Below are 24,237 nucleotides of genomic sequence, written 5' to 3'. Positions count from 1 at the left end.
CCCCCTGTCGGTGGCGGGTGAGAAGATCCCGGCATGCTGAACGAGGCGGTGTCCGCCGGCGAACTGGGCTTCCTGCTGGCTCTCGTCGACCCGGGGTCCGCCGCGCGTGTGCGCAGCCGCACGGGGGTCCCGGAGGTGGATCCGGCGGCGGCCGCGAAGCCGCCGGAGCACGTACCGTGGGGCCCGTGGTGGAACGGCATGCCGGTGTCGGTGCTCTGGTGGATGCTGCAGGAGGACGATCCCCGGGTCAACACGCTGGTGTACCACCACTGGCGTGCCGACGACCGTATGCGCCACGACATCATCAAGGGCGTTCCCTACGGACCGGATCGCTCCCGCCGCCTGAAGGTTCCCGCGGACCTGTCGCACTATCCGGCACCGGAGCTGGCGCTGCCGTCCGGCCCGGAGGCGCTGACCGCCGTGCTGCGTGCCGTCACCGGCATGTCCCAGGGCCGCGCCGCCGCGCTGCTGGTGGGCCGGGAGGACTGGGCGGTGGTGGCCGCGGCCGACCGCGAGCGGCCGCTGCCCGGCTACGCCCGCTGGGCGCTGGCGATCCGCCCCGACTGCCCGCCGGCGCTGCGCACGCAGTTCGGCACGCACCGCAAGTTCACCAACCGGCTCCGTGACGCGGGCGTGGTGGACGGTCCGGCGGCGTACGCGACCGGCACGCGCCCGGCACGCGATGTGCTGCGCGTCCTGGCCATGGGCCGCTGGGCGTTCCCGCTGCGGCTGGCGGAGGCGGCCGACGCGCTGCGGCCGCTGGTGTGCGCGGAACTGGGCGGGAACACCGAGGCGTGGGCGGTGCTGACGCAGCTCCTGCCGACGTTCACGGGCACGCTGCCGGAACTCGTCACGACGGCGGGGGCGATCGCGGGGAGCGCCGGTGAGACGGCCGAAGGCCCGTTGTCAGTGGCCTCTGGTAACACTGAGTCACCGGGGAGGCCGGAGGAGTCGGGGCACGAACACGGGGGGCCGGGATGGGATTCGACGAGCGGACACGACGACCCGTGGTCGACCTCGCCGACCGACGGGCGCTGGAGCGGTGGCGTCCGGCGGATCCGGACGTCGTGGCGGAGGCGGAGCGGCTGAAGGAGGCCGCGCTGCTCGACTTCGGGCTGACCGAGTCGGCGGTCGCGTCCTGGCTGTACGCGAAGTGCCCGCACCAGATCGCGACCACGGCCGTGGACACCGCGGCGGTGGTGGCATCCGGGGACGGCTCGGTGCTCCTGCTCTACAACCCGGGGTTCTTCGTCGACCTGGGGCTCGAAGGGGTCAAGTTCGTCCTGTTCCACGAGGCCCGGCACGTGGTGCACCGGCATCTGCTGGCGGAGCCCGCGCTGCGGGAGGACCCGGTCTTCACCACCGCGGCGGAGGTGGCGATCAACCATGTGGCGCTGGTCCGGCTGCGGCGGGACGCGCTGCCCCTGCGGGACGGACGGCCGACGGGAGTCGATCCGCGCGAGGTCCACGCCGCGTACGAGCGGGATCTGACGGAGCAGGGGCTGAAGCCACTGCCCTATGAGGAGTTCGTCGAGACCGACATGGGCGTCTACACCGAGCTCAAGCGGATGAAGCACCCGCCGGTGCCCCCGCTGTCGCTGTGCGTGCACCTCGAGGCCGGCGGCGTGCCGGGGGACCAGGGGACGGTCGACGCCCTGGTCTCCTCCTCCCTGCTGAACTCGCTGCTGGCCGCCCGCCGCGGGCACACCGGTGCCGAGCGGGAGCTGCTGGACCTGATGGGCCGCACCGAGGGCGCCTCGGAGCGCGCCGCCCGGCTGTGGGGACAACTGGGCGCCGGGGCGCTGCGCGGCGAGACGGTGCGGACCCGGCGGGTGGACTGGTGGCAGCGGTGGCTGGTCGACGTGGTCGCCTCGAAGCTGCGGGAGGGCGAGCGGCTGGTCTACCCGAAGAAGCGGGGTGCGCTGCTGGCGGCCCTCGGCCACGAGCCGATGCTGTCGCGGCGCGGCCCGGTCCGCGACAAGGTGCTGGTCATCGCCTACGACACCTCGGGGTCCATGCCGGGTTCCGTCATCACCTGGCTGACCGAGCTCGTCGGGCGGATCGACGGCGTGGAGGCCCACTGGCTCTCCTTCGACGGCGTCGTGATGCCCTTCGTCCCCGGGGAGCGGGTGTACGGCGGCGGGGGCACGAGCTTCCAGGTCGTGGCCGACTACGTGGAGGGGCGTACGGAGGTCAAGGGGCGGCGTTTCGAGGAGCGCCCCGACGCGGTGATCGTGCTCACCGACGGCTACGCCCCGCACATCACGCCGCAGGAGCCCGACACGTGGATATGGCTGATCACCGAGGGCGGTGACGACTGGCCCGACGCCCACACCCCGCCCATGGCCTGCCACCGCGTGACGACAGGAGCGACATGACCACCACCGCGACGACGACCGCGGCGACCGCGGCGACGACCGCCGCGACCGCCACGGCCGGCCCCCGGCCCTGGCGGGCCAACGCCACGTATCCGCGGCCGCCCGAGGGCGGGCCCGAGGCATCCCGGCTGGAGTCGTTCATCGACGCGATGATCGACATGGGCCAGACCGGGCAGGTCTTCGGCGAGCACGGCATCGGCAAGACGTCGACGTTCTTCTCGCACGTCGCCGAGGCCCACCCGCACGCCGAACTGGTCTACGTGCCCGCCGCCAACCTCACCCCGGACGACCTCCTGGTGAACGCGCCGGTCCGCGATCCGCACACCGGCGAACTGGTGCTGCGTCAGCTGGTGATGAGCGGGCTGCGGCCGGGGCGCCCGTTCGTGCTGCTCATCGACGACTCGCTGCAGGCCGGCGAGACGATCCAGTCGCAGCTGATGCAGGTCGCCTGCAACTGGACGCTCGGCGAGTACGACCTGCGGGAGCTGGGCTGCATCGGGGTGTTCCTCAGCGACAACGAGTCGCTGTCGGAGACGGCCGCCCGGCGCGGCGACCTGGCCGTCCTCGACCGCATGGTCACGGTGCGGGTGACCGCCAACGACACGGCGTGGCGGCGCAGTCTCGCCGAGAAGTACCGGAACTGGGACCTGAACGGGGTCTTCGCCCTGTGGGCCTCGCTCGGCCCGGCGGTGCGCGAGCTGCTCTCCCCGCGCACCCTCGACCACGTCCTCGCCAACGCGCGGGAGGGGTTCCCGCTGCGCTGGGGGCTACCGCTGGTCAACGGCGAGCGGCTGCGGCTGGCGGAGCCCCGGCCGGACGGCGGCCCCGGGCAGGACCGGACGCCGGAGATCCTGGACCGGATCGCCGCGGAGCTCGGTGTGCCCAACCCGGCGACGGTGCCAGACCCGGTGCGCTCGGTGGTGCGGGCGGCGCTGCGCAACCGGTGGACGGTGCTGCTCCAGGGACCTCCCGGCTGCGGCAAGACCGAGGTGGTGCGCGAGACGCTGCGCGAGGACCTGGGCCGTGACCCGCTGTACTTCTCCCTGCCGGTCACCAACGTCGAGGACCTGTGCGCGCCCGTCCCGGACCGGGACGGCTCTCTGGACACCCTGCTGGCGCAGAAGTTCACCGGGAGCGAGCCGAAGGCGATCGTCTGGGACGAGTACAACCGGCCCAAGGACAAGGCCGCGTTCGCCAAGCTGATGGAGATCACTCAGGAGTGGTCGCTGGCGGGGCGCCAGATCGAGAACCTGCGCGCCCAGATAGCGGTGCAGAACCCGCCGTACCATCTGGGCCGCCGGCTGATGGTGTCCCGCAACAACATCGCCCAGGCGACCCGCTTCACGGCCTCGCTCACGGTCGAGCCGGGCGACATCCCGGCCAACGAGTGGCTGATCGCGCGGTACGGCGGCCTCGCCGAGACCGTGCTGGAGTGGTGGAAGCACGACATCGACGAGGAGGGCCGCGCCTGGATCACCAAGCGCACCATCGAGCGGCTGATCAAGCTCCACCAGCGCGGTCTGCCGCTGCAGATGGCGACCGTCTACCTCGGCGACGGCGAGTACGCCCCGGTGCCGCTGACCGCGCTCGTCGACCGGCTCGCGAACCGCCCGGTGACCGGGCTGCGCGAGCTGGCCCGGGACGTGGACGCGTGGGAGGCACGGCTGAGACGTGCCCGGGAGGAGTCCGGGGAGGGCAACGACGAGAGCGACGTCGTCCACCAGGTGCTCGCCAACGCGGAGCTGTCCCAGCTCAAGCGGCACCGCAAGGCGGTCGCCCGGCTGGTGGCGCTGCTGCCGCCCAAGTTGCGCTCCACCTATCTGGTGGGGGCCTCGGAGCAGGCACAGCGCTTCTGGATCGAGACCTTCGCCCGTATGCCCCGCTGATCAGCGCGGGGTGCGGTGGACGCTGCGCACGGCGGCCACGTCCGCGGGCAGGGCCGGCGGCGGCAGGTGCGCGCTGAGCGCGTCGATCCGCCGCCGGACGCTGGTCGCGATGCCCTTGCCGAGGACGTAGCGGGTCGCGGTCGCCGCCCCCGGTGCGGCGTCGAGCAGACGGTGCGCCTCCCGGCTGCGCATTCCGGTGTGGGCCAGTACGAGATGGGTCAGCCGGTGCGGCGCCGAGCCCAGCGCCGCGGCCATCTCGGCGGCCGCCTCGGCGTCGACCCGGTTGTCCCCGGCGTCCAGGACGCGGGCGGCCTTGACCCGCCCGAGGTCGAGGAGTTCCACACCGGCGGCCGCGGCGGCGGCGACCAGTCGGGCGCAGGCCGCCGGCCCGATGCCGTTGCTGGCCACGGAGAGCCGGGTGAGCCGGCCGTACGGCGCCCGGGCGAGGGCCTCGGCGAGCAGGAGGGCGCCCGCATCGCCAAGTCGGGCGGCCGACACGTACAGTTCGGCGACCGCTCCCGTCGTGAGGAGGGTGGTCAGGCAGGCCGCGCCGGCCGTGCCGAGGGCGTTGCCGCCGACGAACAGCCGCTCCACGGCCCGTCCCGAGCGGGCCGCGGCGACGAGCGCGTCGGCCAGGACGGCGAGGCCCGCCGGGTCGAGTCCGGTCTGCACCAGATCCAGGGTGCGCAACGAGCGTGCCGCTTCCACGAGTCCGGCGCCGGCCTCACCCGCGCCGCCGCCGAGCGGGTTGCGCTTGAGCCAGACCCCTGTGACGGCCTGGGGCGAGGCCCGCAGGTTGTCGGCGATGCGGCAGGCGCCGCCCGCCGTGATGCCGTTGCAGCCCAGGTAGAGCGTCTCGACACCCGTGCCCTGGGTGCGTTCGGCGACGGCGGCGGCACCCGCGTCGCCCAGCCCGTCGGTGCCGAGCAGCAGGTGGCGTACGGCACCGGTCGCGGGTGCCTGGCGCAGGGCCTCGGCGACGGCTGCCGCCCCCTCCGGGCCCAGTGCCTGTTTGCACAGATCGAGGCGCCCGTCGGGCAGCGCGGTCCCGGCCGGGAAGTCCCGGCGTTCGGCCGCGCCTTCCCCGCCGCGCAGCCAGCCGAGCAGCGGTTCGAGGTCGGCGTGCGGGCGCGGCACGACCGCGGGGACACCCGCGTAGGGCGGCAGGTCGTCCGTCATGTCACCATTCGGCTTCCCGGTAGTCCTTGAGGAAGACCCCGGAGACCGGGTGTCCGGCCTCTCCGCGCACGATCGGGTCGTAGACCCGGGCCGCGCCGTCCACGATGTCCAGGGGGGTGCGGAAGCCCTGGCCGGCCAGCCGGTTCTTCTTCGGCAGCGGGTTCTCGTCGGTGATCCAGCCGGTGTCGACGCTGCACATGTGGACGCCCTGCGCCGCGAGCGCGGGCCCGCTGGTGCGGGTCAGCATGTTGAGGGCAGCCTTGGCCATGTTGGTGTGCGGATGGCCGGCGGTCTTGTTGCGCACCGCGAAGCGGCCTTCGACGGCGGTGACGTTGACGATGTAGCGGCGTGGCCGGGGGGACGCGAGCAGCAGGGGCAGCAGTCGGTCGCAGAGCAGCGCGGGGGCCAGGGAGTTGACGAGCTGGGTCTCCAGCAGCTCGGCCGGGTCGAGGCCGCCGAGCTCCGCCGACCAGGAGTTCCGGGGGGCGGTGTCGGGCAGCAGCCCGGCCTCGTCGGTCTCGGCCAGCGAGAGTTCGGCGGTGGGCCCGGCCGCGGCCGGCAGCACGTGGACGGTGCCGAAGCCGGGGGCGGTGAGTATCGCCCCGGCCCGCGGCCCGGCGGGCAGCGGCGCGCGTTCGCCCGCGGTGAGGGCCGCGTACGACTCGGGGGGCCGCCGGACGGTCTGGGCCGCGTTGTTGACCAGGATGTCGAGCGGCTCACCGGTCTCGCGGAGCCGTTCGCACAGGCCGACGACCTGGCGGGGGTCGCGCAGGTCGACGGCGACGACGGTGAGCCGGTCAAGCCATCGCTCGCTGCCGGGCGCCTCGGTGAAGCGGCGCAGTGTGTCGCGTGGGAAGCGGCTGGTGACCAGGAGCTCGGCGCCGTCCCGCAGCATCATCAGGGCCAGCTGGAAGCCGATCTTGACGCGGCCGCCGGTCAGCAGCGCACGCCGGCCGGTGAGGTCGGTGCGGGCCCGCCGGAGCGCGGTGTTGTCCACGGCGCAGTCGGGGCAGAGCAGGTGGTAGAACGCGTCCGCCCGCCGGTAGGGGGACTTGCAGACGTAGCAGCGTCGGGGCCTGGCGAACTCCCCCGCGGCGCCGCCCGCCGGGATCTCGTCGAGGGGGGCGTCCTCGCGGCGTTCCCGCGCGCCGGTCGCGGTGGCCGCCACGACCTCCGCGTCCGCGGTGGCGCGGTCCTCTCGCCGGGTCTTCCTGCGCCGCAGCCGTCCGTCACGTGCGAAGGAGGCGGCCACCTGCTCGGCGCGCAGCCGTACCGGGTCGTCCACGGGCAGTTCGCGCAGCCTGCCGACCACCGCGTCGAAGGCCGCGAGTTCCGCCTCCGTGATGCCGCCCGTGTCCCCCACTGCCCCTGCCCGTTCTCCGGCACCGCCCGGTGGATCCGGCCGGATTCGAACCGGCGTATCCGCCTTGCCTAGGCGGCGGCGCCTGCCTCTGCGCTACGGATCCGTGTGCCCCCGACTGCCCGGACGGCCGGATTCGAACCGGCGTGATCCCGTTGCGGAGACGGGGCGCCTGCCTCTGCGCTACATCCGGGCATTGCGATGATCCTATCGGGGGCCCGGCCGGATTCGAACCGGCGTATCCGCCTTGAGAGGGCGGCGGGTCTGCCTCTGCCCTACGGGCCCGTGTGCCTGCGCTGCCCGGACGGCCGGATTCGAACCGGCGTGATTCGCCTTGGCAAGGCGGTGCGCCTGCCTCTGCGCTACGCCCGGGCATCGGCCCGATCGTACCGCCACGGCGGAATCCCCCGCAGGCAGGTCCCACCGGCCAATCCGGGTGTGAGTAGTTGCGGTACAGAAAGTGCCGCTGAGATTGATCTTGCTGAGGCTGGGCTACTTCGCGGAGGCTTCAAGCTGCCGGGGCACGGCTCCGGCGCGCAGTTCCCGCAGGTCCGGGATGTGGTTGTAGAGGGTGCCCGGGGAGACGCCCAGTAGTTTGGCGATCGAGGTGATCGAGCGGCCAGGATCGGGCAGCAGGTCGCGGGCCGCACGGATGACTTCCTCGGTGGCGACGGTGGGGCGTCCGCCGACCCGGCCGCGGGCGCGGGCGGCGGCCAGGCCCTCGCGGGTGCCCTGGACGATGAGTTCGCGGATGAACTCGGCGAGAGCGGCGAAGACGTGGAAGACGAGCCGGCCGCCGGGGGTGGTGGTGTCGAGGTTCTCGTGCAGCGAGGTGAAGCCGATGCCGCGCTCGCGCAGGGCGGCGACCATGTTGATGAGGTCCTGGAGGCTGCGGCCATAGCGGTCGAGTGAGGGGACTACGAGGGTGTCGCCGGCGTCGAGGAAGGCGTGGCATGCCTTGAGTTCGGGGCGCAGGTCGGTCTTGCCGGACTTCTTGTCGGAGAAGATCTTGCGGCACCCGGCGGCGGTGAGCGCGTCGATCTGCCGTTCGAGCCTTTGTCCGCCGGTCGACACCCGCGCATACCCGATCTTGATCTCGGTGCGGACGAGTGGCTCGGCGACGAAGAGTTCGGGATGGCCGGATGGCCCTGAAAGGTCACTCATGACCCCGGATCATGTCAGAAAACGGTGGTCTGAGTTTCTTGAATGACCCAGGTTCTTGAAGGGGTTTTTGAAGGCTCTGCGGGGTGCCGGAATCTTCACCCGGTGATCTTCAGAAAACGAAGGTTTCTTGAAGATGGGAGCGCAGTTTAAGGGCCCGGTTTGACGCGGCTTTTAGCTAACCGCTATTCATTGAGTGGCGCAGAGGAGGGTGGTCCGTGCAGGACGTGGTGCTGGCGCTGTTGACCAAGGAGCCATCGCACGGGTACGACCTGCGCAGGCGGTTGGTAGCGGCGCTCGGGCCGTTGGGGGAGACGCTGAACGCGGGGCAGATCTATGTGACGCTCACCCGGCTCGAAAAGGCGGGTCTGGTCGTCCAGGAGCGTGAGGACGCGCCACTGCGTGGCCCGCGGCGCAAGGTCTATGCGCTGACCGCGGCCGGGCAGGAGCGGGTTGCCGCGTGGATGACTGAGGGCGTCGGGCCCAGAGCGGACGTGCCGGAGTTCCATCTGAAGCTGGTGGCCGCCGCCGAGTCGGGCATGGCAGAGCCGCTCGCGCTCGTCGAGGCCCGGCGCCGCGAGCTGAGGCGCAGCCTCGCCGAGGCTCAGCACGCCGTCCTCACTCACGGTACGGACTCGGAGGCCGGGCTGCTCCTGGAGGGCGTAGCGCTCCGATTGCAGGCCGATCTGCGCTGGTTGGAGGCGTGCGAGCGGACCTGGTCTGCCCGCGCCCCGCACGGGAAAGGCGGAGGGAACGGATGACGACACGAGGCGGCCGGTGGGGCAGAGGGCAGACCCGGCGCGGAGACACCGGGGACGAAAGCGCAGGTCCGGTGCTGCGCGCCGTTGGCCTGTCGCGGGTCTACGGGCAGGGCGTGAGCACGGTTGTGGCCGTCGACGGGGTCGACCTCGACATACCTGTCGGGCAGACGCTGGCTGTTACCGGTCCCAGCGGCTGCGGCAAGTCGACGCTGTTGCAGCTGCTGGGCGGCCTCGACCGGCCCGACGAGGGTGAGGTGTGGCTCGGCGGGCAGCGCATCGACCTGCTCGGCGAACGCGCGCTTGCCCGTCTGCGGCGCCGTGCCGTCGGCTTCGTGCACCAGGATTTCCACCTGATGGACGAGCTGACCGCAGCCGAGAACGTCGAGTTGCCCGCGCTGCTCGCCGGTGACTCGCCGCGTACCGCTCGCCGTCGCGCCGCCGCCCTTCTTGACCGTGTCGGGCTCGCGGACCGGGGCCGGCACCTGCCGTCCCAGCTGTCCGGCGGTCAGCGGCAGCGGGTCGCCGTCGCCCGCGCCCTGGTGAACGAGCCGCTTGTGGTCCTCGCGGACGAGCCCACCGGGAACCTCGACACCGCCGCGACCCATGACGTCCTGCGCCTCTTCGCCGACCTGCGGGCCACCGGACAGACCCTCGTACTCGTCACCCATGACGAACGCGTCGCCGCCACCGCGGACCGGGTCGTCTCCCTCCGTGACGGAGCATCGGCCGAGGACATACCCCTGGCTGCGGGTGGCTCACAGCTCGGCGCGCTCCTCGGCTGGGAGGAGTGACCATGGGCCGTCTGCTGCTGATCTGGCGGCTCATCGCACGGGACATACGGCGCCGCCCCGGCGAGGCCGTCATGTTCCTGGTCGCCGTCACCGCCGCCACCACGTCGCTGACCCTGGGAATGGCTACCGACAACGCCGTGGCCAACGGGTACATGAAAACCCGCGAGGCCACCGCAGGACCCGACATCACGGCCATCACCACCGCCACGGACCCCTCCGCCCTTGCCGGACGCATCGCGGACGCCCCCGGTGTGGACACGCTCGCCGACCCGGTCCCCGGATTCTCCACCACGGTCCGCGCCAACGGGCGGACGGAGAACACCGCGGTCGAGGGGCGCGAGCGCACCGTGTCCGCCGTGGACCGGCCGCTCGTGACCTCCGGCACGTGGGTGCGCAGGGGCGGCGCGGTGGTCGAACGCAGCTTCGCCCAAGCGCTCGGTGTACGTGTCGGTAACCGTGTCACTATCGGTGGGCGCGACTACCCGGTCGTCGGTACGGCCGTCAGCGCGGCCACCGGGGTGTATCCGTTCGGCAATTGGGCCACGGGCCCGGGGCCTTCCGACGGTGGCGGCCGAATCTGGCTCACCACCGACGACGCCCGTGCGGCAGCCGGCGACGAGCCCCTCCTGTACCTGCTCAACATCAAGCTGTCCGACCCCGCCGCGGCACAGAGCTGGGCGCACACCGTCTTCACCGACGACCTCAGGGGCCAGGACTGGGTCAACACCCATCCCTGGCAGCTCTTCATCGAAGGTGACACACGTGTGCTGAGGTCTGTCCGACCCACCCTGGTCATCGGCGGGGGTCTGCTCGCTGCGGCAGCGCTCGTCACCGTCGCGTCGCTGGCCGCCGTGCGCGCCCCGCGGGACCACCGGCGCGCGGGTCTTCTCAAGGCTGTCGGTGCCACGCCCCGTACCGTGGCCGCGCTGCTGCTCGCGCAGTATCTACTCCTCACTGTCCTGGCCGCCGCTGTCGGAGTCACCGTGGGATGTCTGACCGCGCCCGCGCTGGCCGACCCCAGTGCCGGGCTGCTCAACGCGGCCGGCCCGCCGACCACCGGCATCGTCGTGGACGCGACCGTGCTCGCCGTACTGGTGGCCCTGATCGGCACGCTCGGCCCCGTCCTGCGCACCGTGCGCTCCAGCACCGTCGATGCCCTGGCCGATCCGGCACACCTGATCACGTACCGTCCTCGGCTGACGGCCATGACGGCCTATCTGCCCACGCCGCCCCTGATCGGCGTACGGCTGATCGCCCGTCGTCCCGGCCGCGCGGCCCTGAGCGCCGTCGGCACGGCCGCCACTGCGGTCATGGTGACCGCGCTCCTCACCTTCCGGGTGTCGCTCAAAGCAGAAATCGCCCAGGGAACGTCCACTTTCGAGGACATCCGCAACGCCCTGACAGGCCAGGTGATGCTCGGTGTCACGGTCGCAATTCTGGCGCTGTCCGTGCTCAACACCGTCTACGTCAGCTGGAGCACCGCGGTGCAGGCCCGGCGCGCCCTGGCCGTCGCCCGCACCCTCGGCGCCACCCCCGGCCAGGTCATCGTGGCGCTCTGCACCGCGCAACTGCTGCCCGCTGTGGGCGGGATCGCGGTGGGTGTTCCGATCGGGATCGGCCTGTTCGCGCTGTTCAGCGCGGTCGTGGTGATACCACCGGGCAGCTGGCTCGCGGCCGCGGCCCCGGCCGTACTCCTTGCCGTAGCGGCGCTGGCCGCCTTGCCTGCCTGGCTCCACACCCGCAGCCCTGCTGGGCGCGTCCTCAACGCCGAACCAGCCTGACGGGCCTTCCCTGCCGGGGTCGGCGATCAGTCCTCGTCCTCACCGTCGTTGGCGGCGTCCGGGTCGCGGAAGGGGCGCAGGCCCTGGTCGGGGTCGCCAGCCTTGATGTTGAACAGCTAGCGGCCGAGGAAGTTGATATGCCGGTCCTTGAGCGGGGAGAGCCGGGCGACGCCCTCGTCCTTGATGTCGTGACCCTCGGCGCGGAGCCGGGCGACGGCGGCATCCAGGTAGCGGGTGTTCCACAGGACCACGGCGTTGAGGACGAGTCCCAGACTGGCCAACTGGTCCTCCTGCCCGTCGCGGTACGCCTGCCGGATCTGGCCCCGGCCTCCATGACAGATCGCGCGGGCGAGGCGGTGGCGGGACTCCTGCACGGTGAGCTGCCGGTTCATCAGGCGCCGGTAGGTGTCGTCGACCGGGTCGACCAGGGCGAGCAGGTGCATGGTCTTGTCGATGCGGCCGTACTCGGCGAACGCGGCACCGAGCGGGGTGGGGTGGCCCTCGCGGCCGAACATCCGCAGCAGGTCGTAGGCGCGGACCTGGTTGGTGATGAGAGATCCGGCGACCCGGAGCATGTCCGGCCAGTGCGTCTCGATGCGCTTCAGGTTGACCTTGTTGCGAGCGATGGCCTCCAGCGGCCCGTACCCGGCAGCCGGCGCCTCGCCGTCGGGCAGGTCGGCCCGCCAGAACCGCTGGTCGGCAAGGTCGCGGAAACGCGGGGCGAAGCGGAAGCCGAGCATCTTGTACAGGCCGAACGCCATGTCCGAGTACGAGGCGTTGTCGGTCGCCACCATCTCCGGCTTCACCCCGCCGTCAAGGTTGAGGAGGGTGTCCAGCGTGTACAGGCTGTCGCGCGGGGTGCCGCGCACGACCATAGCGCCGATCCCAGCGACCTGGTCATTGACGGCGTTTAGCCAGGTCAGGCCCCGTTTGTACCCGTAATATTTGGGCGAGGGCGCGGTGTTGATGCTTTTGACGGGGACGACGAAGCGCAGGCCGTCGACGGAGGCGAGCAGCCCGCCGCCCCACATCTGGGCCAGCTCGATGCGGGCCTGGGCGGTGATGAGCGCGGCGTTCGCCGCGGCGATGGTGTCCGCGCGCAGGTAGTTCTGGTCGACGTGGGACAGCCGCGAGCGGGCCAGCGCCTCGTTCTCCGGGTCGATGACCGGGGTCAACCCGATGTTGCAGCTCTCCGAGACCAGCAGCGCGACCAGGGAGACGAGCAGCCCCTCCATGCGGGTGGGCCTCTCGGAGACGTGCTTGAAGGCGTCGAGGAACCCGGTCCAGGAATGGACCTCGAACAGCAGGTCCGGCAGGTCGATCCTGGGGAGCATCGCCTCCGTGGTGGTCCTCAGCCAGGTCAGCGACTCCGGCTCGCCCACCGCGCCCAGCTTGTCCACCGACAGCCTGGCCCGGCCGCCGCCCTCGGGGACGACGATCTCCACCTTCGCCTCATCCCCGGCCTCGGCGAGCCGGTCGGCCATCTGCCGCCAGGCCGCATCCAGCCCCCGGGTGAGCTGGTCCAGGTGCTCGCCGACGTCCTCGGACAGGCTCAGGCCCGCGAGCACGTCCGCGCTCATCGCCTCCCACCGCGGCCCGGCCAGCAGCCTCGCGCGCGGGTCCGCCCACCGGTTGGACGGGGAGGCGAACACGTCGCGCCGGTTCAGGGCGCGGTGCAGCTGCTCCAGAACGCACACCACGTACGCGTCGCGGTCGACCGCGCCCTGCAGCAGCTTGGCGTTGGAGAACACCGCCCGCTTCCACATCGCCGGCACCAGCTCGGCGTCGACCTCGCGGGGAAGCAGCGGCCGGTCCTTGACCCGGCGGCGCGAGAGCGCGGGCAGACGGCGCACCGCCTTGAGGATGCGCCGCCCGGCGGGGGCGGCGTCCAGTGCATCGGACTCGCCCAGCAGGGACAGGAACGGGCGCACCGTGTTGTAGCGCAGCGCGAGCTTCTCGCGCATCGCCGCCTCGGCTGACCCGTCGTCCTCCGGCACCAGGGCCTCGACGGTCGCGACCGCCCCGGCCACCGCCGTACGCGGCACGGCCTCCTCCACCGCCGCCCACAGCGCGGCGACGTCCAGGTCCGTCCCGGCCTCGGCGACCAGGTCCAGCTCTTCGGTGAGGATCTTCGACGCCTTCGCCAGGACGCGGGCCGCCTTCTCCAGCTGCGGCAGCATCGCCAACCGGTCCCGGTCCGACGCCCGGCGGGCGGGGCTGATCAGCCGGGTCGCCATCAGCAGCGCGAACAGGTCGAGGGCGTCGTCGACCGCCTGCGCCTCCAGCTGGCGCACCACCGCCGTCAACAAGGCCGTGCGTCGCGGTTCCGGTGCCCGCTCGATCGTCTGCGCCTTGCTCAGCTGCCCGTACCGGGCCAGCGTGGAGAGCCGGTTCACCGGCACCCGGGACAGGTTCACCCGCCCTAGGGCGAAGGCGGAGATCTCCTCCACCCGTTCCATGGCCCGCACCATCGCGGTGCCCGTCGTCTTCACCGGCGGCGTGCGCAGCCGCTCCAGCTCCGAGACCCGCCTGCCCTCCGGCACCTCCAGCAGCGCCGCCAGCGCGGGCGCAAGCTGCGGGTCGGCCCGGTCTGCGGCCCGTGCCACCGCCTCGTACAGGCGTCGCTCGGCCGCCGTACGGGCCTCCGACACCTGCCGGGCCAGCACCGAGACACCCGGCAGCAGCACCCGGCGCCGGCGCAGCCACGTCACCGCGTGGTTGAACAGCGCCACCGGCCCCTCAGCGTGCGTCCACGCCCGCCCGTACAGGAAACTGCGGAACTCCCGGCCCCACCTGCGGTCGTTGAGGTCCCGATAGCTGAACCGCTCCTGGATCTCCGCCGCGTGCTCATACACCGTCGACCGGCGCTCCGGATACCGCTTCACACACGAGGCGTCCTCGATGCCGAGCTGCCCGGCCAGGTACTCCACAACCTCCCACGGCACCGCCAGCGGGTCCTCACCCAGGAATCGGCCGACGTAGCGGACCGTGCCGATCTGCACCGCCATCCCCAGCCGGTGCGCGTCCATACGACGCAGCGCGATCAGGTCGCGGTCGTCATCGTCGAGGAAGAAGAACCGCTCCAGCTCCGGACGCGTGGGCACCTCGGTGAACGTCCCGTACGCCTCGGCGTGCTCATCAGTTAAGAATTCCACCGGCATGCGGCGGACGGTAGCCATGCCCCGGCAGCGATCGAGGATCTTCCTCCGAACCCCCACACCAATCCGATCACGTGCGCTAGACGACCATGATCGTTCTCACCGGGATTTCCTGTACCTCAACTACTCACACCCGCAATCCGGCGGAGGATTCCGGGCGTTCGCAAGCGAAGCACGCATTCCGCCTTGACGCGCGCATGCCATGCCCGCACGATCGGTTCGAACTCCTGCGCCACCCCCACACCCAGGAGGACGACCATGCGCATCCCCAGGACCGGCAGACGGGCGACGGTCACCGCCGCGCTGCTCGCCTGCGCCCTCGCCACCTCGCTCGCCGTACAGGCCGACGCCTCGCCGTCCACCGCGGACGGCCGTCCCGTCGCGGCCGCCGCCGACGAAGTCGTCCGGCAGTACGAGGTGGCCGGCGCCGGCACCGTCGCCGCCCGTACGGCGCTCGCCGCGCACGGCGTGTCGATCGACGCGGCCCGCAGCCACTCCACCGTCGTCACCGCGAACGCCGCCCAGGCCGCCGCGCTGCGCTCCGCGGGCTACCGCCTCACCGCACTCCCCGCCCCGCCCGCGGCGAGCGCCGCCGGCCGCGGCACCGAAGGCGACGCCTCGGTGCTGGACTTCCCCGGCTCCGACTCCGGTTACCACAACTACGCGGAGATGACCGCGGACATCAACGCCCTGGTCGCCGCACACCCCGCCATCATGCGGCAGCAGGTCATCGGGACCTCCTACAGCGGACGGAACATCGTCGCCGTCAAGATCAGCGACAACGTCGGCACCGACGAGGCCGAGCCCGAGGTGCTCTTCACCCACCACCAGCACGCCCGTGAGCACCTCACCGTCGAGATGGCGCTCTACCTGCTGCACCAGTTCGGCGACGGCTACGCGACCGACAGCCGCATCGCCGGGATCGTCGACTCCCGCGAGATCTGGATCATCCCGGACCTCAACCCGGACGGCGGCGAGTACGACATCGCGACCGGCTCCTACCGCAGCTGGCGCAAGAACCGCCAGCCCAACTCCGGCTCCTCGGCCGTGGGCACCGACCTCAACCGCAACTGGAACTACCGCTGGGGCTGCTGCGGCGGCTCCTCGGGCACCAAGTCGAGCGAGACCTACCGGGGCGCGTCCGCCGAGTCCGCGCCCGAGGTCAGGCTCGTCGCGGACTTCGTACGCGGCAGGGTCGTCGGCGGCAGGCAGCAGATCACCGCGGGCATCGACTTCCACACCTACAGCCAGCTCGTGCTGTGGCCCTTCGGCTACACCACCGCGAACACCACCACCGGCATGACGGCCGACCAGTACAACACCTTCGCCACGTTCGGCCGCACCATGGCGGCCACCAACGGCTACACCCCGGAACAGTCCAGCGACCTCTACATCACCGACGGATCGATCATCGACTGGCTCTGGGCGAACCAAGGGGTCTGGGCGTACACCTTCGAGATGTACCCCGGCCCGAACGGCTCCTCGGGCTTCTACCCGCCCGACGAGGTGATCCCCGCCCAGACCAGCCGCAACCGCGAGGCGGTGCTGCTGCTCCTGGAGAACGCGGACTGCATGTACCGCGCCATCGGCAAGCAGGCGCAGTACTGCTCCTGAGCCGGACGGTACGACCGGCCTCGCGGCGCCCCGCGCGTCGCGGGGCCCGCATGCCCGGGGACGGGGCCGGCACCGGCCTACCATCGGGCGTACGCGTGCCCGTCGACCGCCGTCCGCGTCCGCCCGGGAGGCCCCGTGACCAACGACCACGACCCGCTCGCCGTGCGCGCGAAGGTACGCGCCTTCGCGCTCACGCTGCCCGGCGCGGGCGAGGAGTTCCCCTGGGGCGAGAGCGTCGTCAAGGTCAACAAGAAGGTCTTCGTCTTCCTCGGCGTCGGCGACGGAAGTCACCCGCCCGGCATCAACGTCAAGCTCAGGGACCCCCAGCTGCACGAGCACGCCCTGTCGGTGCCCGGCGCCCAGCCCTCCGGCTACGGCCTCGGCAGGGCAGGCTGGGTCTCCGTCCCCCTCACCGGGGACGCACCCGCCGTGGAGGTGCTGTGCGACTGGGTCGAGGAGAGCTACCGCGTGGTCGCCCCGAAGCGGCTCGTCACGGAGCTGGACGGTCGCTAGGCTCCGTCGTCGCGCCGATCACGGCGGCGGTCTGCGCGTCGAGGGGATAGGGCCGCTCCCGCGGCAGGAGTGCCGCGGCGGCCTCGCGGTCCCCGGAGCGCACGAGCTCGTGGACGCGGTGGGCGAGCCCGGTGACGTCCCGGATCCCGACGATCCAGTGGTCGGCGTAGTCGCGCGTCGCCCGTCCGGTGAGCCCGAGCTGCAGCGAGCGGTACGGCAGCGGACGCAGAAAGAGGTCGCGCTCCGGGTCCCACTGGACGCGGACCTGCGTGCTGCGCACGCGCTCGGCCCAGGTCTCGCGGTCGGGGTACACCGAGCGGTCGAAGTGCGACAGGCAGGCCCGGCGGAGCGCCGAGTCGAAGCCGTCGCGGCACCCGCTCCTGCCCCTCCTTACGGCCCCAGCCGCTGCGGTACATCATCCACAGGAAGGACGGCTTGATCCACGTCATCCGGGAGCGGCTCCAGCTCTCCGGGAAGCGGCCGTGGAGTGCGGCGTGATCACCGATCCCGGGGCGGTACGCCTGATAGACCGTCACGGTGTCGTCGGTGTGCGCGGCCCTGATCATCCGGCGCGGCATCTCGGTGTTCTCCATGATGCGGGCATCCTGCCCACCGCGTCCGCCGTCGCGCCACGGGTTTTGCCCCGGTCCGACCCCGGCGGCGGGCCGCGCGATGCGGACCACCGGCACGTCGCCTAGCCTGGAATCCCGAGCCGCCATCCGTACGGAGGGCCTGGTGAACCGCACCGCACCCGGGTGGGAGGTACGCGGTGGGCACTGTCTCCTTTCTCATCGTCGTCGTCATCGTCACGGCGCTCGCCTTCGACTTCACCAACGGCTTCCACGACACGGCCAACTCCATGGCGACGTCGATCGCCACGGGCGCGCTCGCGCCCCGGGTGGCCGTGGCCGTGGCCGGCGTGCTGAACCTGCTGGGCGCCTTCCTGTCCACCGAGGTCGCCAAGACCATCTCCAACGGCATCGTCGACGACGCCAGGGTGTCCGCCGTGATGATCTTCGCCGGGCTGGTGGGGGCCATCCTGTGGAACCTCGTCACCTGGCTGCTCGGCCTGCCCTCCAGTTCCTCGCACGCGCTGTTCGGCGGGCTCATCGGCGCGGTCTGGGTGGGCGCGGGCATGTCCGCCGTCAACGCGGGCGAGGTCCTGGAGAAGATCGTCATCCCGGCGGTCGCCTCACCGGTCGTGGCCTGCGTGGTGGCGATGCTGGCCACCTACCTGGCCTACGTGATCACCAGACGGACCCGGCGCGACAAGGTGAAGCGGGGCTTCCGGGCCGGCCAGGTCGGCTCCGCCTCGCTCGTGGCGCTCGCCCACGGCACCAACGACGCCCAGAAGACGATGGGGGTCATCACGCTGACGCTCATCTCGGGGGGCCTGCTCGCGCCCGGTTCCGGCCCGCCGTGGTGGGTGGTGCTGAGCGCCGGGCTGGCGATCGCGCTCGGCACGTACGTGGGCGGCTGGCGGATCATCCGCACCATGGGCAAGGGGCTGACCGACATCCAGACCCCGCAGGGCTTCGCCGCGGAGACCAGCGCGACCTCCGTGATCCTCGCCTCCTCGCACATGGGCTTCGCGCTCTCCACCACCCAGGTCTGCACCGGCAGCATCCTGGGCGCCGGCCTGGGCCGCAAACTCGCCCACGTGCGCTGGGGAGTCGCCGGGCGGATCGCGGTGTCCTGGGTGCTGACGCTGCCCGCGGCGGCGGCCGTGGGCGGAGTGGCGGCCTGGGTCGCGGACCACGGCGACCTGGGCGTCGCACTGGTGGCGGGTGTGGCGGTCGCCGCCGCGGCGGGCTTCTACCTGCTTTCGCGGCGCCGCCCGGTGAACGCGGACAACGTCAACGACACGCGGCCCGGCGCGCCGGAGCCGAGCCCCGCCGGCCAGTCGGCCCGGTAGCGGTGAGGAGGGGATCCGCATGGACATCAAGTGGGGCAACCTCGGCAGCGTGTTCGGGGCCAGCCTCGGCATCACGATCGCCGTCGTGGTGATGTTCTCGCTGGGCGTCGCCGCGTGGGGCCGCGCCGGCAGCGGCCCGCGCGACGGGCAGCCGCGGGACGGGCAGGAGAAGGCGGCCCTGGCCGTGGCGGCCGTGTGCTTCGCGGCGTGCCTGGCGGTGGCGGCGTACGGGATCGACCTGCTCGTCCCCGGCTGAGGCGGGCGGGCCCGGCCGCTCCGGCCGGCCGCTACCGCGGGTAGAGCTGGAACGCCACCGCCGGACGGTCCCCGAAGCCCCGCGCCGCGAGGTCCATGGTGCGACCGAGGAATTCGCGCGCGTAGTCGGCCGGTTCCTGGTCGCTCAGCGCACGGATGTACGCCTGGTGCTCGGCGAGGGACGCGACGGCCCGCTCGACGTCGGTGTCGCCGACCTCGACCGCGTGCGTGGGGTACGGCGATCCCGCGACGGCCATCCAGCGGATACCGCCCCAGGGTTCCAGGCCCTCGTCCCGGGTGAGTTCGGGGAAGATCCACCGGTTGCCGGCGTCACCCGCGGCGTCGAGGGCGGCCCGGCCGACGGCGCGGTGGTCCGGGGTGTTCCAGACCGTGCCGCCCCAGGTGTCGTGGTGGTTGAACGTGATCAGCAGCTCGGGGCGGTGCCGGCGGATCGCGGCGGCGATGTCGCGGCGCAGGGCCGGACCCTCCTCGATGACGCCGTCGCGGTGCTCGAGGAACTCGACGGTGCCCACGCCGACCGCCTTCGCGCTCGCGCGCTGCTCGGCCTCCCGTATGCGCGCCGCGTCCTCGGGGGGTATGCCGTCGATGCCGGCCTCGCCGCGGGTCGCCAGCAGGTAGCCGATCTCGCGGCCGGCCTCCGTCCAGCGGGCGATGGCCGCGGCGGCACCGTACTCCAGGTCGTCGGGGTGGGCGACGACGGCGAGCGCCCGCTGCCAGTCCTCCGGCATGGGGTCGAGGTGCTGCTCGGACACGGGGTCCGCCTCCTTGGATCCGGAACGGCGTCAAGGCCCCGATCATGGCACCCCGCTCCCCCGCTCCCTTCGGCGGCCCCTTCACCGCGCGGGCTCCGCCGGCGGGCCCGAGCGGACCGTGGGCTGGCGCCGGCGCGACTCCGGCGGCGATCCACCGGGTGACGGCGGAATCGTTTATCGGCAGGACTGTTCGGAATATGCGTGACAGCAAATTGCATATGAGTGCCGATTTGACTCCCCGTCGAGGTTGTTTATTCTTAAACCAGAGCTTCCGGATCCACCGGCCGCCTCTCGAGTTACTTGAGGAAACAAACCGCGAAGAAGAGAATGGGCGTGCTCGCAGCCGCGTTTGCCGTTGCCGCGACCGGCGCAACGCTCTCGGCGACCCCCGCGTCCGCGGCCGACAACTGCCGGGCGGGATACCTCTGCCTGTACAGCCAGACCAATTTCCCGGCCGGCGTCGGCGCAGGCTTCATCGTGGGCAACGGCGTCTCGAACAGCGATCTGCGCTATGCGCACTACCCCGAGAACAATGACGCGGTAAACGACACCGTGTCGTCCGTCATCAACAATACGGGACACACGATTCGCCTGTACGAAAGCACGGGATACCAGGGACGGTACATCAATGTGCCGCCGCTCGGGAGGGTCGCAGACCTGCGGCAGCGGGCACTCACGGTCTACCACAACAACGGTTCGATTTTCGCCAATCCCGGCGAATTCAACGACGTGACGTCCTCTTTCAAGGCTCTGTAGAGCCTTCCGCCCGGAGAATTCCGGTCGAACCCCCGCCGCCCCCTCCGGCAGGTTTACCGCACCATCCGGGAACGAACACGACGGGGCCCCTGATCCAGGATCAGGGGGCTCCGTCGTGGGAGCGCGCTACGGCAGCGGCGCCTCGGCAGGTCAGGCCGGGTCGCCGTCCGGCGCCGTGGCGGGTGCGGGCAGGGGCGTGACGGTGCCGCCCTCGTTCCCGACGGGCTCCGGAAGCGGGGCGGCGGCGGAGGCCTGCCCGGCGCCGTGCTTCTTCTCCACGACCTTCTCCGCGGTCTTGCCGCCGAAGTAGAAGCCCACCATCACGATCATGAAGGTGTTGAAGCTGCCGTAGACGTCGTCGAGGAAGCCGGACGTGTCGGCCATCGCCCGCGCGACCTCGTTGTTGAACGAGGCCGCGACGAAGCCGAAGTAGAGGACCGTGAAGGCGGACATCACGGCGGTGCGCACATCGCGGGAGTCGGTGAAAAGCACCAGAAAGGTGCACAGGCTCATGGCGGGCAGCGCCACGGACAGCCCGGCGATGCCGATGTCCTGACCGAAGAACCAGAAGGTGGAGGCCACGCCCAGCGCGAGCAGCACCACGTTCACCACGACGAGCAGCAGGCCCACCTGCCAGTTGATCCGGCCGTCGCCGATGCGGCCGGAGAACTTGTCCGGCGGCCTCTCCCCGTTCACGGCGCTCAGGTTACACCGGGGTCCCGCGAAGCGGGCTCCTCCGCAAGGCGCTTGATGGCCGACAGCCGCGCGTCCCAGCGGGCGGCGACGCGGTCCATCCACCGCGCCGCCGCGACCAGCCGTTCGGGCCGTACCGCGTACCGCATCTCGCGGCCCGCGCGCCGCCCCGCGACGAGCCCGGCGCGGTCGAGCACGGTGAGGTGCTTGACGATCGCCTGGCGGGAGACGGGGAGTTCGGCCGCGAGCACGGTGGCGGTGGCGTCACCGTGCTCGGCGACGGCGTCCAGGATGCGCCGCCGCATCGGGTCGGCCAGCGCGGCGAAGACGTCCTCCTCGCCACCGGTGCGGGTCTGCGTCATGCGGGCAGCTTCTCCACGTACGTCGCGAGTCCGGCCGTGACGTCCACCCAGCCCTGCGAGTGGCTCTCGTACCCGGCGTACGGGATGCGGTCCTCGGGGATGTCGAGGGCCGCGAAACCGCTCTCGACGACCCGCAGGCGGGTGCCGTCCCCGTCGGCGGTGAGGGTGAACTCGACGAGGGTGGAGTTGTCCTCCGAGGCCTCCTGGCCGGGGAAGGCGGTGGCCCAGCGGTAGGAGAAGTAGCGCGGCGGCTCCACGCTCACGATGCGGCTGGGGTAGGCGCCGAAGCCGTGGTCGATCACGAAGGCGCCGCCCGGACGCAGGTCCACCTCCGCGGGCGCGCCGCCGCCCCCCAGGTCCTCGCCGAACCAGCGGCCGATGTGCTCGGGCCGGGTCAGGACGTCCCACACGCGCTCGACCGGAGCGGCGATGCCGATCTCCCGCTCGATCCGGTCCGGGGTCTGGATGCTCATGATGGTTCCTCCGTCGCTGGACAGCTGGACAGCCTTGCGTGCAACTCCAGGGTTGCACGCAAGGACTCATCGCGCAACCGAAAGGTTGCACGTTGCGGGGTCCGCCGTCGGTCAGTCGGTGAGCAGTGCCTCCCGCAGGGCGGTGATCAGGGCGTCGTCGGTGCCGAGTCGCGCGCGGGCGTACCCCTCGACGCCGCCGTGCTCTGCGGCCAGTCCCGCGAGGAAGATCCGAATCGCGTCGGCGGGCGCCCTCCCCCAGCCGGGCCAGCGCAGGCTCCGCCCGGGGTTGGCCGCCGTCCAGTCCGCGAGCAGCCGGGCGGTCGCCAGCTCGCTCAGCGCGTAGTCGGCGACGATGTCCTCCTCCGGCACCCCCAGCAGCCCGAGCACGAGCGCCGCCAGCAGCCCCGTACGGTCCTTGCCCGCCGCGCAGTGGAAGACCAGGGGTCCGCCGCCCTCCGCGGCGATCAGCTCCAGCGCCCGCGCCAGTTCCTTGACGCCGTCGGCGGCGACCTCCGCGTGCAGCCGCGCGTAGAAGGCGGTCGTCTCGACCTCCGGCCCGAACGCGGTCTGGTCATAGGGCCGGTGCTCGATGCTGAGGTTGTGGTAGACGACTCCGGTGGACTCCGGGACCCTGCCCTTGGCCTCGATCTCGAAGGGGTAGCGCAGGTCGATGACCGTGCGCACCCCGAGGCCGGTGAACCGCTCCAGATCCGCGCCCCCGAGCTTCGAGAGCGCGTCGGAACGGTAGAGCCGCCCCCAGCGCACCGTGCGGCCCTCGGCCGTGCGGTAGCCGCCCAGGTCACGGAAGTTGTGCAGTCGCTCGAACGCCATGTGTCTCCCCATGGGGGGACCCTACGGGCCTGCCGTCCGCTTCAGAAGATGCCCTGACCGGGGACGAGGATCCCCCGCGGGTCGTAGCGCCGTCTGGCCGCCGCCAGGGCGGGCCACGCGGAGCCGAAGTGGACGCGCCAGTCGGCACGGCCGAAGGGGATGGAACCGACCGGGTACTGCGTGCCGCCGGCCGCCCGGGTGGCCTCGAACGCGGTCCGGTTGGCGGCCAGGAGGCGGTCGACCGTCGCGGTGTCCTGCGGCGGGGTGGTGCGCAGTACGGCGAGCAGGTACGGAACGGGGTCCTGGCCGGTCCGCAGCAGGGGCCGGTGCAGGCGTTCGCGCAGCAGCGGGTAGAGCAGCACGACGCCGGGGCCGAGGTCGGCGGGTGTGAGCGCGTCGAGGATGCCACCGGCCACCTCGGCCGCCTTCTCGCCCGGGATGAGCAGGTTGAGCCAGGGGTGGGCGAAGTCCCACAGGCCGGCGGCCTTGAGTGCCGCCACCGAGGCGGCGAGCCGGTCGAGGAAGTCGAAGTAGCCGAGGTCCTCGGTCTGCACACCCGCGGCGTCGTGGTGCAGTCCCGCCAGCAGCGCGGCGTCGTCGGGCGCGGCGTCGTAGGAGACGGCCTCCAGGACGTAGCCGCGGAAGGCGCCGTCGGCGTCCGGGACGACCTGGCCCTCGACGTAGCCGAACCGGCCGTCGGTGACCAGCAGTCGCTGGTCGGCCAGGAAGGTGCCGAGGTCGTGGTACGGCAGCAGATAGTGCCGGACCGTCGTCGGGGCCTTCACCAGGCGCAGCGTGGCGGAGACGATGACGGCGCACTGGCCCAGGCCCGCCAGCACCGCCTCGAACAGGTCCCGGTGCCGCGACGGGGAGCAGCGCACCAGCTCGCCCGCGCCGGTGACGACCTGCAGTTCGGTGACGTTGTCGACCTGCGCGCCGTGGTGGTGGCTCTGGCCGCCGAGGCCGCCCACGGACAGCGTGCCGCCGACGGAGAGTTCGAGGTAGTCCGTGAAGACGGGCGGCGTGAGGCCGTGCGCGAGGGTGGCCCTGGTGACGTCGCTCCACTTGGCCCCGGCGCCGACCGTGACGGTACGGCTGCGCGGCCCGACCGGGCCGATCCGCGCCAGCGGCGTCGTCTCGACGACCAGCCCGCCGTCCACCTGCGCCTGGCCGGACGTCCCGTGGCCCTGGCCGCGCGGCGCCGCCTTCAGCCCGTGCCGGTTGCAGAAGCGCACCATGGCGACCACGTCGTCCACCGACCCCGGCCGCAGCACCGCGACCGGCGTACGGTGCACGATGTGCCCGAAGTCGTCCGCGGCGGCGCCGAGGGAGGCGTCGTCGGTGAGCAGCGTCCCGTCCAGGTGGGGCAGCCCCACCAACGTGCCGTCCGCCCGGTCCGCGGCGGTCGCCGCCGCGGCCCAGGTCCTGCCGATCGGGTCGAAGCCGACGACCACGGCGCCCGCGGCCGTCGCCGCCGTCCGCAACATGGCACGCCTGGACGGGAGTTGGGACATTCGGGCTCCCCCTGAACGGGTCGGTTCACGGTGCGACAGTTGGGGATTCTAGGCCTGGTGCCGCCCCGTCAGCAGGAAGTCGG

At 72.2% G+C, this 24,237-nt stretch carries 21 protein-coding genes, 4 tRNA genes and 2 pseudogenes; 12 read left to right on the top strand and 15 right to left on the bottom strand.

From position 1 onward, the window contains the following. The first annotated feature begins 33 nt into the window (after positions 1 to 33). From CHF15_RS30330 to CHF15_RS30320, 3 genes are read left to right on the top strand one after another with little or no spacing between them, the layout of a single operon-like run. Complete coding sequence (locus CHF15_RS30330) at positions 34 to 1,089, top strand: hypothetical protein (protein WP_179280033.1); 1,056 nt, start codon at positions 34 to 36, stop codon at positions 1,087 to 1,089. Beyond that, the gene (locus CHF15_RS30325) at positions 978 to 2,378 is read left to right on the top strand and encodes a vWA domain-containing protein (RefSeq protein ID WP_089227092.1); all 1,401 of its coding nucleotides are present in this window, start codon (positions 978 to 980) and stop codon (positions 2,376 to 2,378) included. Before CHF15_RS30330 ends, CHF15_RS30325 begins: the two co-directional genes overlap by 112 nt. Then, a complete protein-coding gene (locus CHF15_RS30320) occupies positions 2,375 to 4,264 on the top strand; it encodes an AAA family ATPase (protein ID WP_089227091.1) in 1,890 nt (629 codons plus the stop codon). The genes CHF15_RS30325 and CHF15_RS30320 overlap by 4 nt, the downstream gene beginning before the upstream one ends. On the opposite strand, the gene CHF15_RS30315 is transcribed toward CHF15_RS30320, so the two are convergent. The 7 genes from CHF15_RS30315 to CHF15_RS30285 form a co-directional block, all read right to left on the bottom strand. Continuing rightward, positions 4,265 to 5,443, bottom strand: coding sequence for a leucine-rich repeat domain-containing protein (locus CHF15_RS30315; RefSeq protein ID WP_089227090.1), 1,179 nt, complete (start codon positions 5,441 to 5,443; stop codon positions 4,265 to 4,267). A gap of 1 nt (position 5,444) precedes the next feature. Further along, a complete protein-coding gene (locus CHF15_RS30310; RefSeq protein ID WP_089227089.1) occupies positions 5,445 to 6,806 on the bottom strand; it encodes an SDR family NAD(P)-dependent oxidoreductase in 1,362 nt (453 codons plus the stop codon). 30 nt (positions 6,807 to 6,836) lie between these two features. Next, positions 6,837 to 6,909, bottom strand: a tRNA-Ala gene (locus CHF15_RS30305). A gap of 15 nt (positions 6,910 to 6,924) precedes the next feature. After that, a tRNA-Arg gene (locus CHF15_RS30300) sits at positions 6,925 to 6,996 on the bottom strand. A gap of 20 nt (positions 6,997 to 7,016) precedes the next feature. Further along, a tRNA-Glu gene (locus CHF15_RS30295) sits at positions 7,017 to 7,088 on the bottom strand. Between the two features lie 14 nt (positions 7,089 to 7,102). Then, positions 7,103 to 7,175 (bottom strand) — tRNA-Gly (locus CHF15_RS30290). Positions 7,176 to 7,295: 120 nt separating this feature from the next. Further along, positions 7,296 to 7,967, bottom strand: a complete 672-nt coding sequence (locus CHF15_RS30285) for a recombinase family protein (RefSeq protein WP_089227088.1) — start codon at positions 7,965 to 7,967, stop codon at positions 7,296 to 7,298. A 215-nt stretch (positions 7,968 to 8,182) separates the two neighbouring features. Between CHF15_RS30285 and CHF15_RS30280 the strand changes: the two genes are divergently transcribed. The 3 genes from CHF15_RS30280 to CHF15_RS30270 are packed head-to-tail and all read left to right on the top strand — an operon-like array spanning position 8,183 to position 11,297. Further along, positions 8,183 to 8,725 carry a PadR family transcriptional regulator gene (locus CHF15_RS30280; protein WP_089227087.1) on the top strand — a complete coding sequence of 181 codons (543 nt, stop codon included), beginning with the start codon at positions 8,183 to 8,185 and terminating at the stop codon, positions 8,723 to 8,725. Then, positions 8,722 to 9,516 carry an ABC transporter ATP-binding protein gene (locus CHF15_RS30275; RefSeq protein ID WP_089227086.1) on the top strand — a complete coding sequence of 265 codons (795 nt, stop codon included), beginning with the start codon at positions 8,722 to 8,724 and terminating at the stop codon, positions 9,514 to 9,516. Before CHF15_RS30280 ends, CHF15_RS30275 begins: the two co-directional genes overlap by 4 nt. Positions 9,517 to 9,518: 2 nt before the next feature. After that, entirely contained in the window at positions 9,519 to 11,297 is a 1,779-nt protein-coding gene (locus CHF15_RS30270) for an FtsX-like permease family protein (RefSeq protein ID WP_089227085.1), read from the top strand. Positions 11,298 to 11,323: 26 nt separating this feature from the next. On the opposite strand, the pseudogene CHF15_RS30265 reads toward CHF15_RS30270, so the two are convergent. Further along, positions 11,324 to 14,458 (bottom strand): annotated as a pseudogene (locus tag CHF15_RS30265) (Tn3 family transposase). 255 nt (positions 14,459 to 14,713) lie between these two features. Here CHF15_RS30265 and CHF15_RS30260 point away from each other — a divergent pair. Then, entirely contained in the window at positions 14,714 to 16,069 is a 1,356-nt protein-coding gene (locus CHF15_RS30260; RefSeq protein WP_089227084.1) for a M14 family metallopeptidase, read from the top strand. A 135-nt stretch (positions 16,070 to 16,204) separates the two neighbouring features. Next, positions 16,205 to 16,582 carry an MmcQ/YjbR family DNA-binding protein gene (locus CHF15_RS30255; protein ID WP_089227083.1) on the top strand — a complete coding sequence of 126 codons (378 nt, stop codon included), beginning with the start codon at positions 16,205 to 16,207 and terminating at the stop codon, positions 16,580 to 16,582. On the opposite strand, the pseudogene CHF15_RS30250 reads toward CHF15_RS30255, so the two are convergent. After that, positions 16,560 to 17,175, bottom strand: a pseudogene (locus CHF15_RS30250) (DUF4291 domain-containing protein). The gene CHF15_RS30255 and the pseudogene CHF15_RS30250 sit on opposite strands and share 23 nt — an antisense overlap. On the opposite strand from CHF15_RS30250, the gene CHF15_RS45130 reads away from it, so the two are divergent. From CHF15_RS45130 to CHF15_RS30240, 3 genes are all read left to right on the top strand, one after another. Continuing rightward, positions 17,077 to 17,280, top strand: coding sequence for a hypothetical protein (locus tag CHF15_RS45130; protein ID WP_179280022.1), 204 nt, complete (start codon positions 17,077 to 17,079; stop codon positions 17,278 to 17,280). The pseudogene CHF15_RS30250 and the gene CHF15_RS45130 sit on opposite strands and share 99 nt — an antisense overlap. Positions 17,281 to 17,351: 71 nt before the next feature. Next, positions 17,352 to 18,497, top strand: a complete 1,146-nt coding sequence (locus CHF15_RS30245) for an inorganic phosphate transporter (RefSeq protein ID WP_089227082.1) — start codon at positions 17,352 to 17,354, stop codon at positions 18,495 to 18,497. A 19-nt stretch (positions 18,498 to 18,516) separates the two neighbouring features. Then, positions 18,517 to 18,753, top strand: coding sequence for a hypothetical protein (locus CHF15_RS30240; RefSeq protein WP_089227081.1), 237 nt, complete (start codon positions 18,517 to 18,519; stop codon positions 18,751 to 18,753). Between the two features lie 31 nt (positions 18,754 to 18,784). Here CHF15_RS30240 and CHF15_RS30235 read toward each other — a convergent pair whose 3' ends face one another. Next, a complete protein-coding gene (locus CHF15_RS30235) occupies positions 18,785 to 19,525 on the bottom strand; it encodes a PIG-L deacetylase family protein (protein WP_245939104.1) in 741 nt (246 codons plus the stop codon). 327 nt (positions 19,526 to 19,852) lie between these two features. Between CHF15_RS30235 and CHF15_RS30230 the strand changes: the two genes are divergently transcribed. After that, the gene (locus CHF15_RS30230; protein ID WP_089227080.1) at positions 19,853 to 20,281 is read left to right on the top strand and encodes a peptidase inhibitor family I36 protein; all 429 of its coding nucleotides are present in this window, start codon (positions 19,853 to 19,855) and stop codon (positions 20,279 to 20,281) included. Positions 20,282 to 20,431: 150 nt separating this feature from the next. On the opposite strand, the gene CHF15_RS30225 is transcribed toward CHF15_RS30230, so the two are convergent. From CHF15_RS30225 to CHF15_RS30205, 5 genes are all read right to left on the bottom strand, one after another. Continuing rightward, positions 20,432 to 20,977 carry a hypothetical protein gene (locus CHF15_RS30225; protein WP_089227079.1) on the bottom strand — a complete coding sequence of 182 codons (546 nt, stop codon included), beginning with the start codon at positions 20,975 to 20,977 and terminating at the stop codon, positions 20,432 to 20,434. Between the two features lie 5 nt (positions 20,978 to 20,982). Beyond that, positions 20,983 to 21,336, bottom strand: coding sequence for an ArsR/SmtB family transcription factor (locus tag CHF15_RS30220; RefSeq protein ID WP_089227078.1), 354 nt, complete (start codon positions 21,334 to 21,336; stop codon positions 20,983 to 20,985). Beyond that, positions 21,333 to 21,809, bottom strand: a complete 477-nt coding sequence (locus tag CHF15_RS30215) for an SRPBCC family protein (RefSeq protein ID WP_179280032.1) — start codon at positions 21,807 to 21,809, stop codon at positions 21,333 to 21,335. Before CHF15_RS30215 ends, CHF15_RS30220 begins: the two co-directional genes overlap by 4 nt. A 111-nt stretch (positions 21,810 to 21,920) precedes the next feature. Next, a complete protein-coding gene (locus tag CHF15_RS30210) occupies positions 21,921 to 22,652 on the bottom strand; it encodes a tyrosine-protein phosphatase (RefSeq protein ID WP_089227077.1) in 732 nt (243 codons plus the stop codon). A gap of 29 nt (positions 22,653 to 22,681) precedes the next feature. Next, positions 22,682 to 24,154 carry an FAD-binding protein gene (locus CHF15_RS30205; protein ID WP_089227076.1) on the bottom strand — a complete coding sequence of 491 codons (1,473 nt, stop codon included), beginning with the start codon at positions 24,152 to 24,154 and terminating at the stop codon, positions 22,682 to 22,684. Between the last annotated feature and the right edge of the window lie 83 nt (positions 24,155 to 24,237).

Source organism: Actinacidiphila glaucinigra (genome assembly GCF_900188405.1).
GTDB classification, from domain to species: Bacteria; Actinomycetota; Actinomycetes; order Streptomycetales; family Streptomycetaceae; genus Actinacidiphila; species Actinacidiphila glaucinigra.
Note: the sequence above shows the minus strand (reverse complement) of the source record. Positions and strands in the feature narration are given on the sequence as shown.

Bases quoted from the DNA above. Each gene is read 5' to 3' on its own strand.
- CHF15_RS30330 (WP_179280033.1), top strand. From the start codon at position 34: ATGCTGAACGAGGCGGTGTCCGCCGGCGAACTGGGCTTCCTGCTGGCT.
- CHF15_RS30325 (WP_089227092.1), top strand. From the start codon at position 978: ATGGGATTCGACGAGCGGACACGACGACCCGTGGTCGACCTCGCCGAC.
- CHF15_RS30320 (WP_089227091.1), top strand. From the start codon at position 2,375: ATGACCACCACCGCGACGACGACCGCGGCGACCGCGGCGACGACCGCC.
- CHF15_RS30315 (WP_089227090.1), bottom strand. From the start codon at position 5,443: ATGACGGACGACCTGCCGCCCTACGCGGGTGTCCCCGCGGTCGTGCCG.
- CHF15_RS30285 (WP_089227088.1), bottom strand. From the start codon at position 7,967: ATGAGTGACCTTTCAGGGCCATCCGGCCATCCCGAACTCTTCGTCGCC.
- CHF15_RS30275 (WP_089227086.1), top strand. From the start codon at position 8,722: ATGACGACACGAGGCGGCCGGTGGGGCAGAGGGCAGACCCGGCGCGGA.
- CHF15_RS30270 (WP_089227085.1), top strand. From the start codon at position 9,519: ATGGGCCGTCTGCTGCTGATCTGGCGGCTCATCGCACGGGACATACGG.
- CHF15_RS30260 (WP_089227084.1), top strand. From the start codon at position 14,714: ATGCGCATCCCCAGGACCGGCAGACGGGCGACGGTCACCGCCGCGCTG.
- CHF15_RS30240 (WP_089227081.1), top strand. From the start codon at position 18,517: ATGGACATCAAGTGGGGCAACCTCGGCAGCGTGTTCGGGGCCAGCCTC.
- CHF15_RS30230 (WP_089227080.1), top strand. From the start codon at position 19,853: ATGGGCGTGCTCGCAGCCGCGTTTGCCGTTGCCGCGACCGGCGCAACG.
- CHF15_RS30220 (WP_089227078.1), bottom strand. From the start codon at position 21,336: ATGACGCAGACCCGCACCGGTGGCGAGGAGGACGTCTTCGCCGCGCTG.
- CHF15_RS30215 (WP_179280032.1), bottom strand. From the start codon at position 21,809: ATGAGCATCCAGACCCCGGACCGGATCGAGCGGGAGATCGGCATCGCC.
- CHF15_RS30210 (WP_089227077.1), bottom strand. From the start codon at position 22,652: ATGGGGAGACACATGGCGTTCGAGCGACTGCACAACTTCCGTGACCTG.
- CHF15_RS30205 (WP_089227076.1), bottom strand. From the start codon at position 24,154: ATGTCCCAACTCCCGTCCAGGCGTGCCATGTTGCGGACGGCGGCGACG.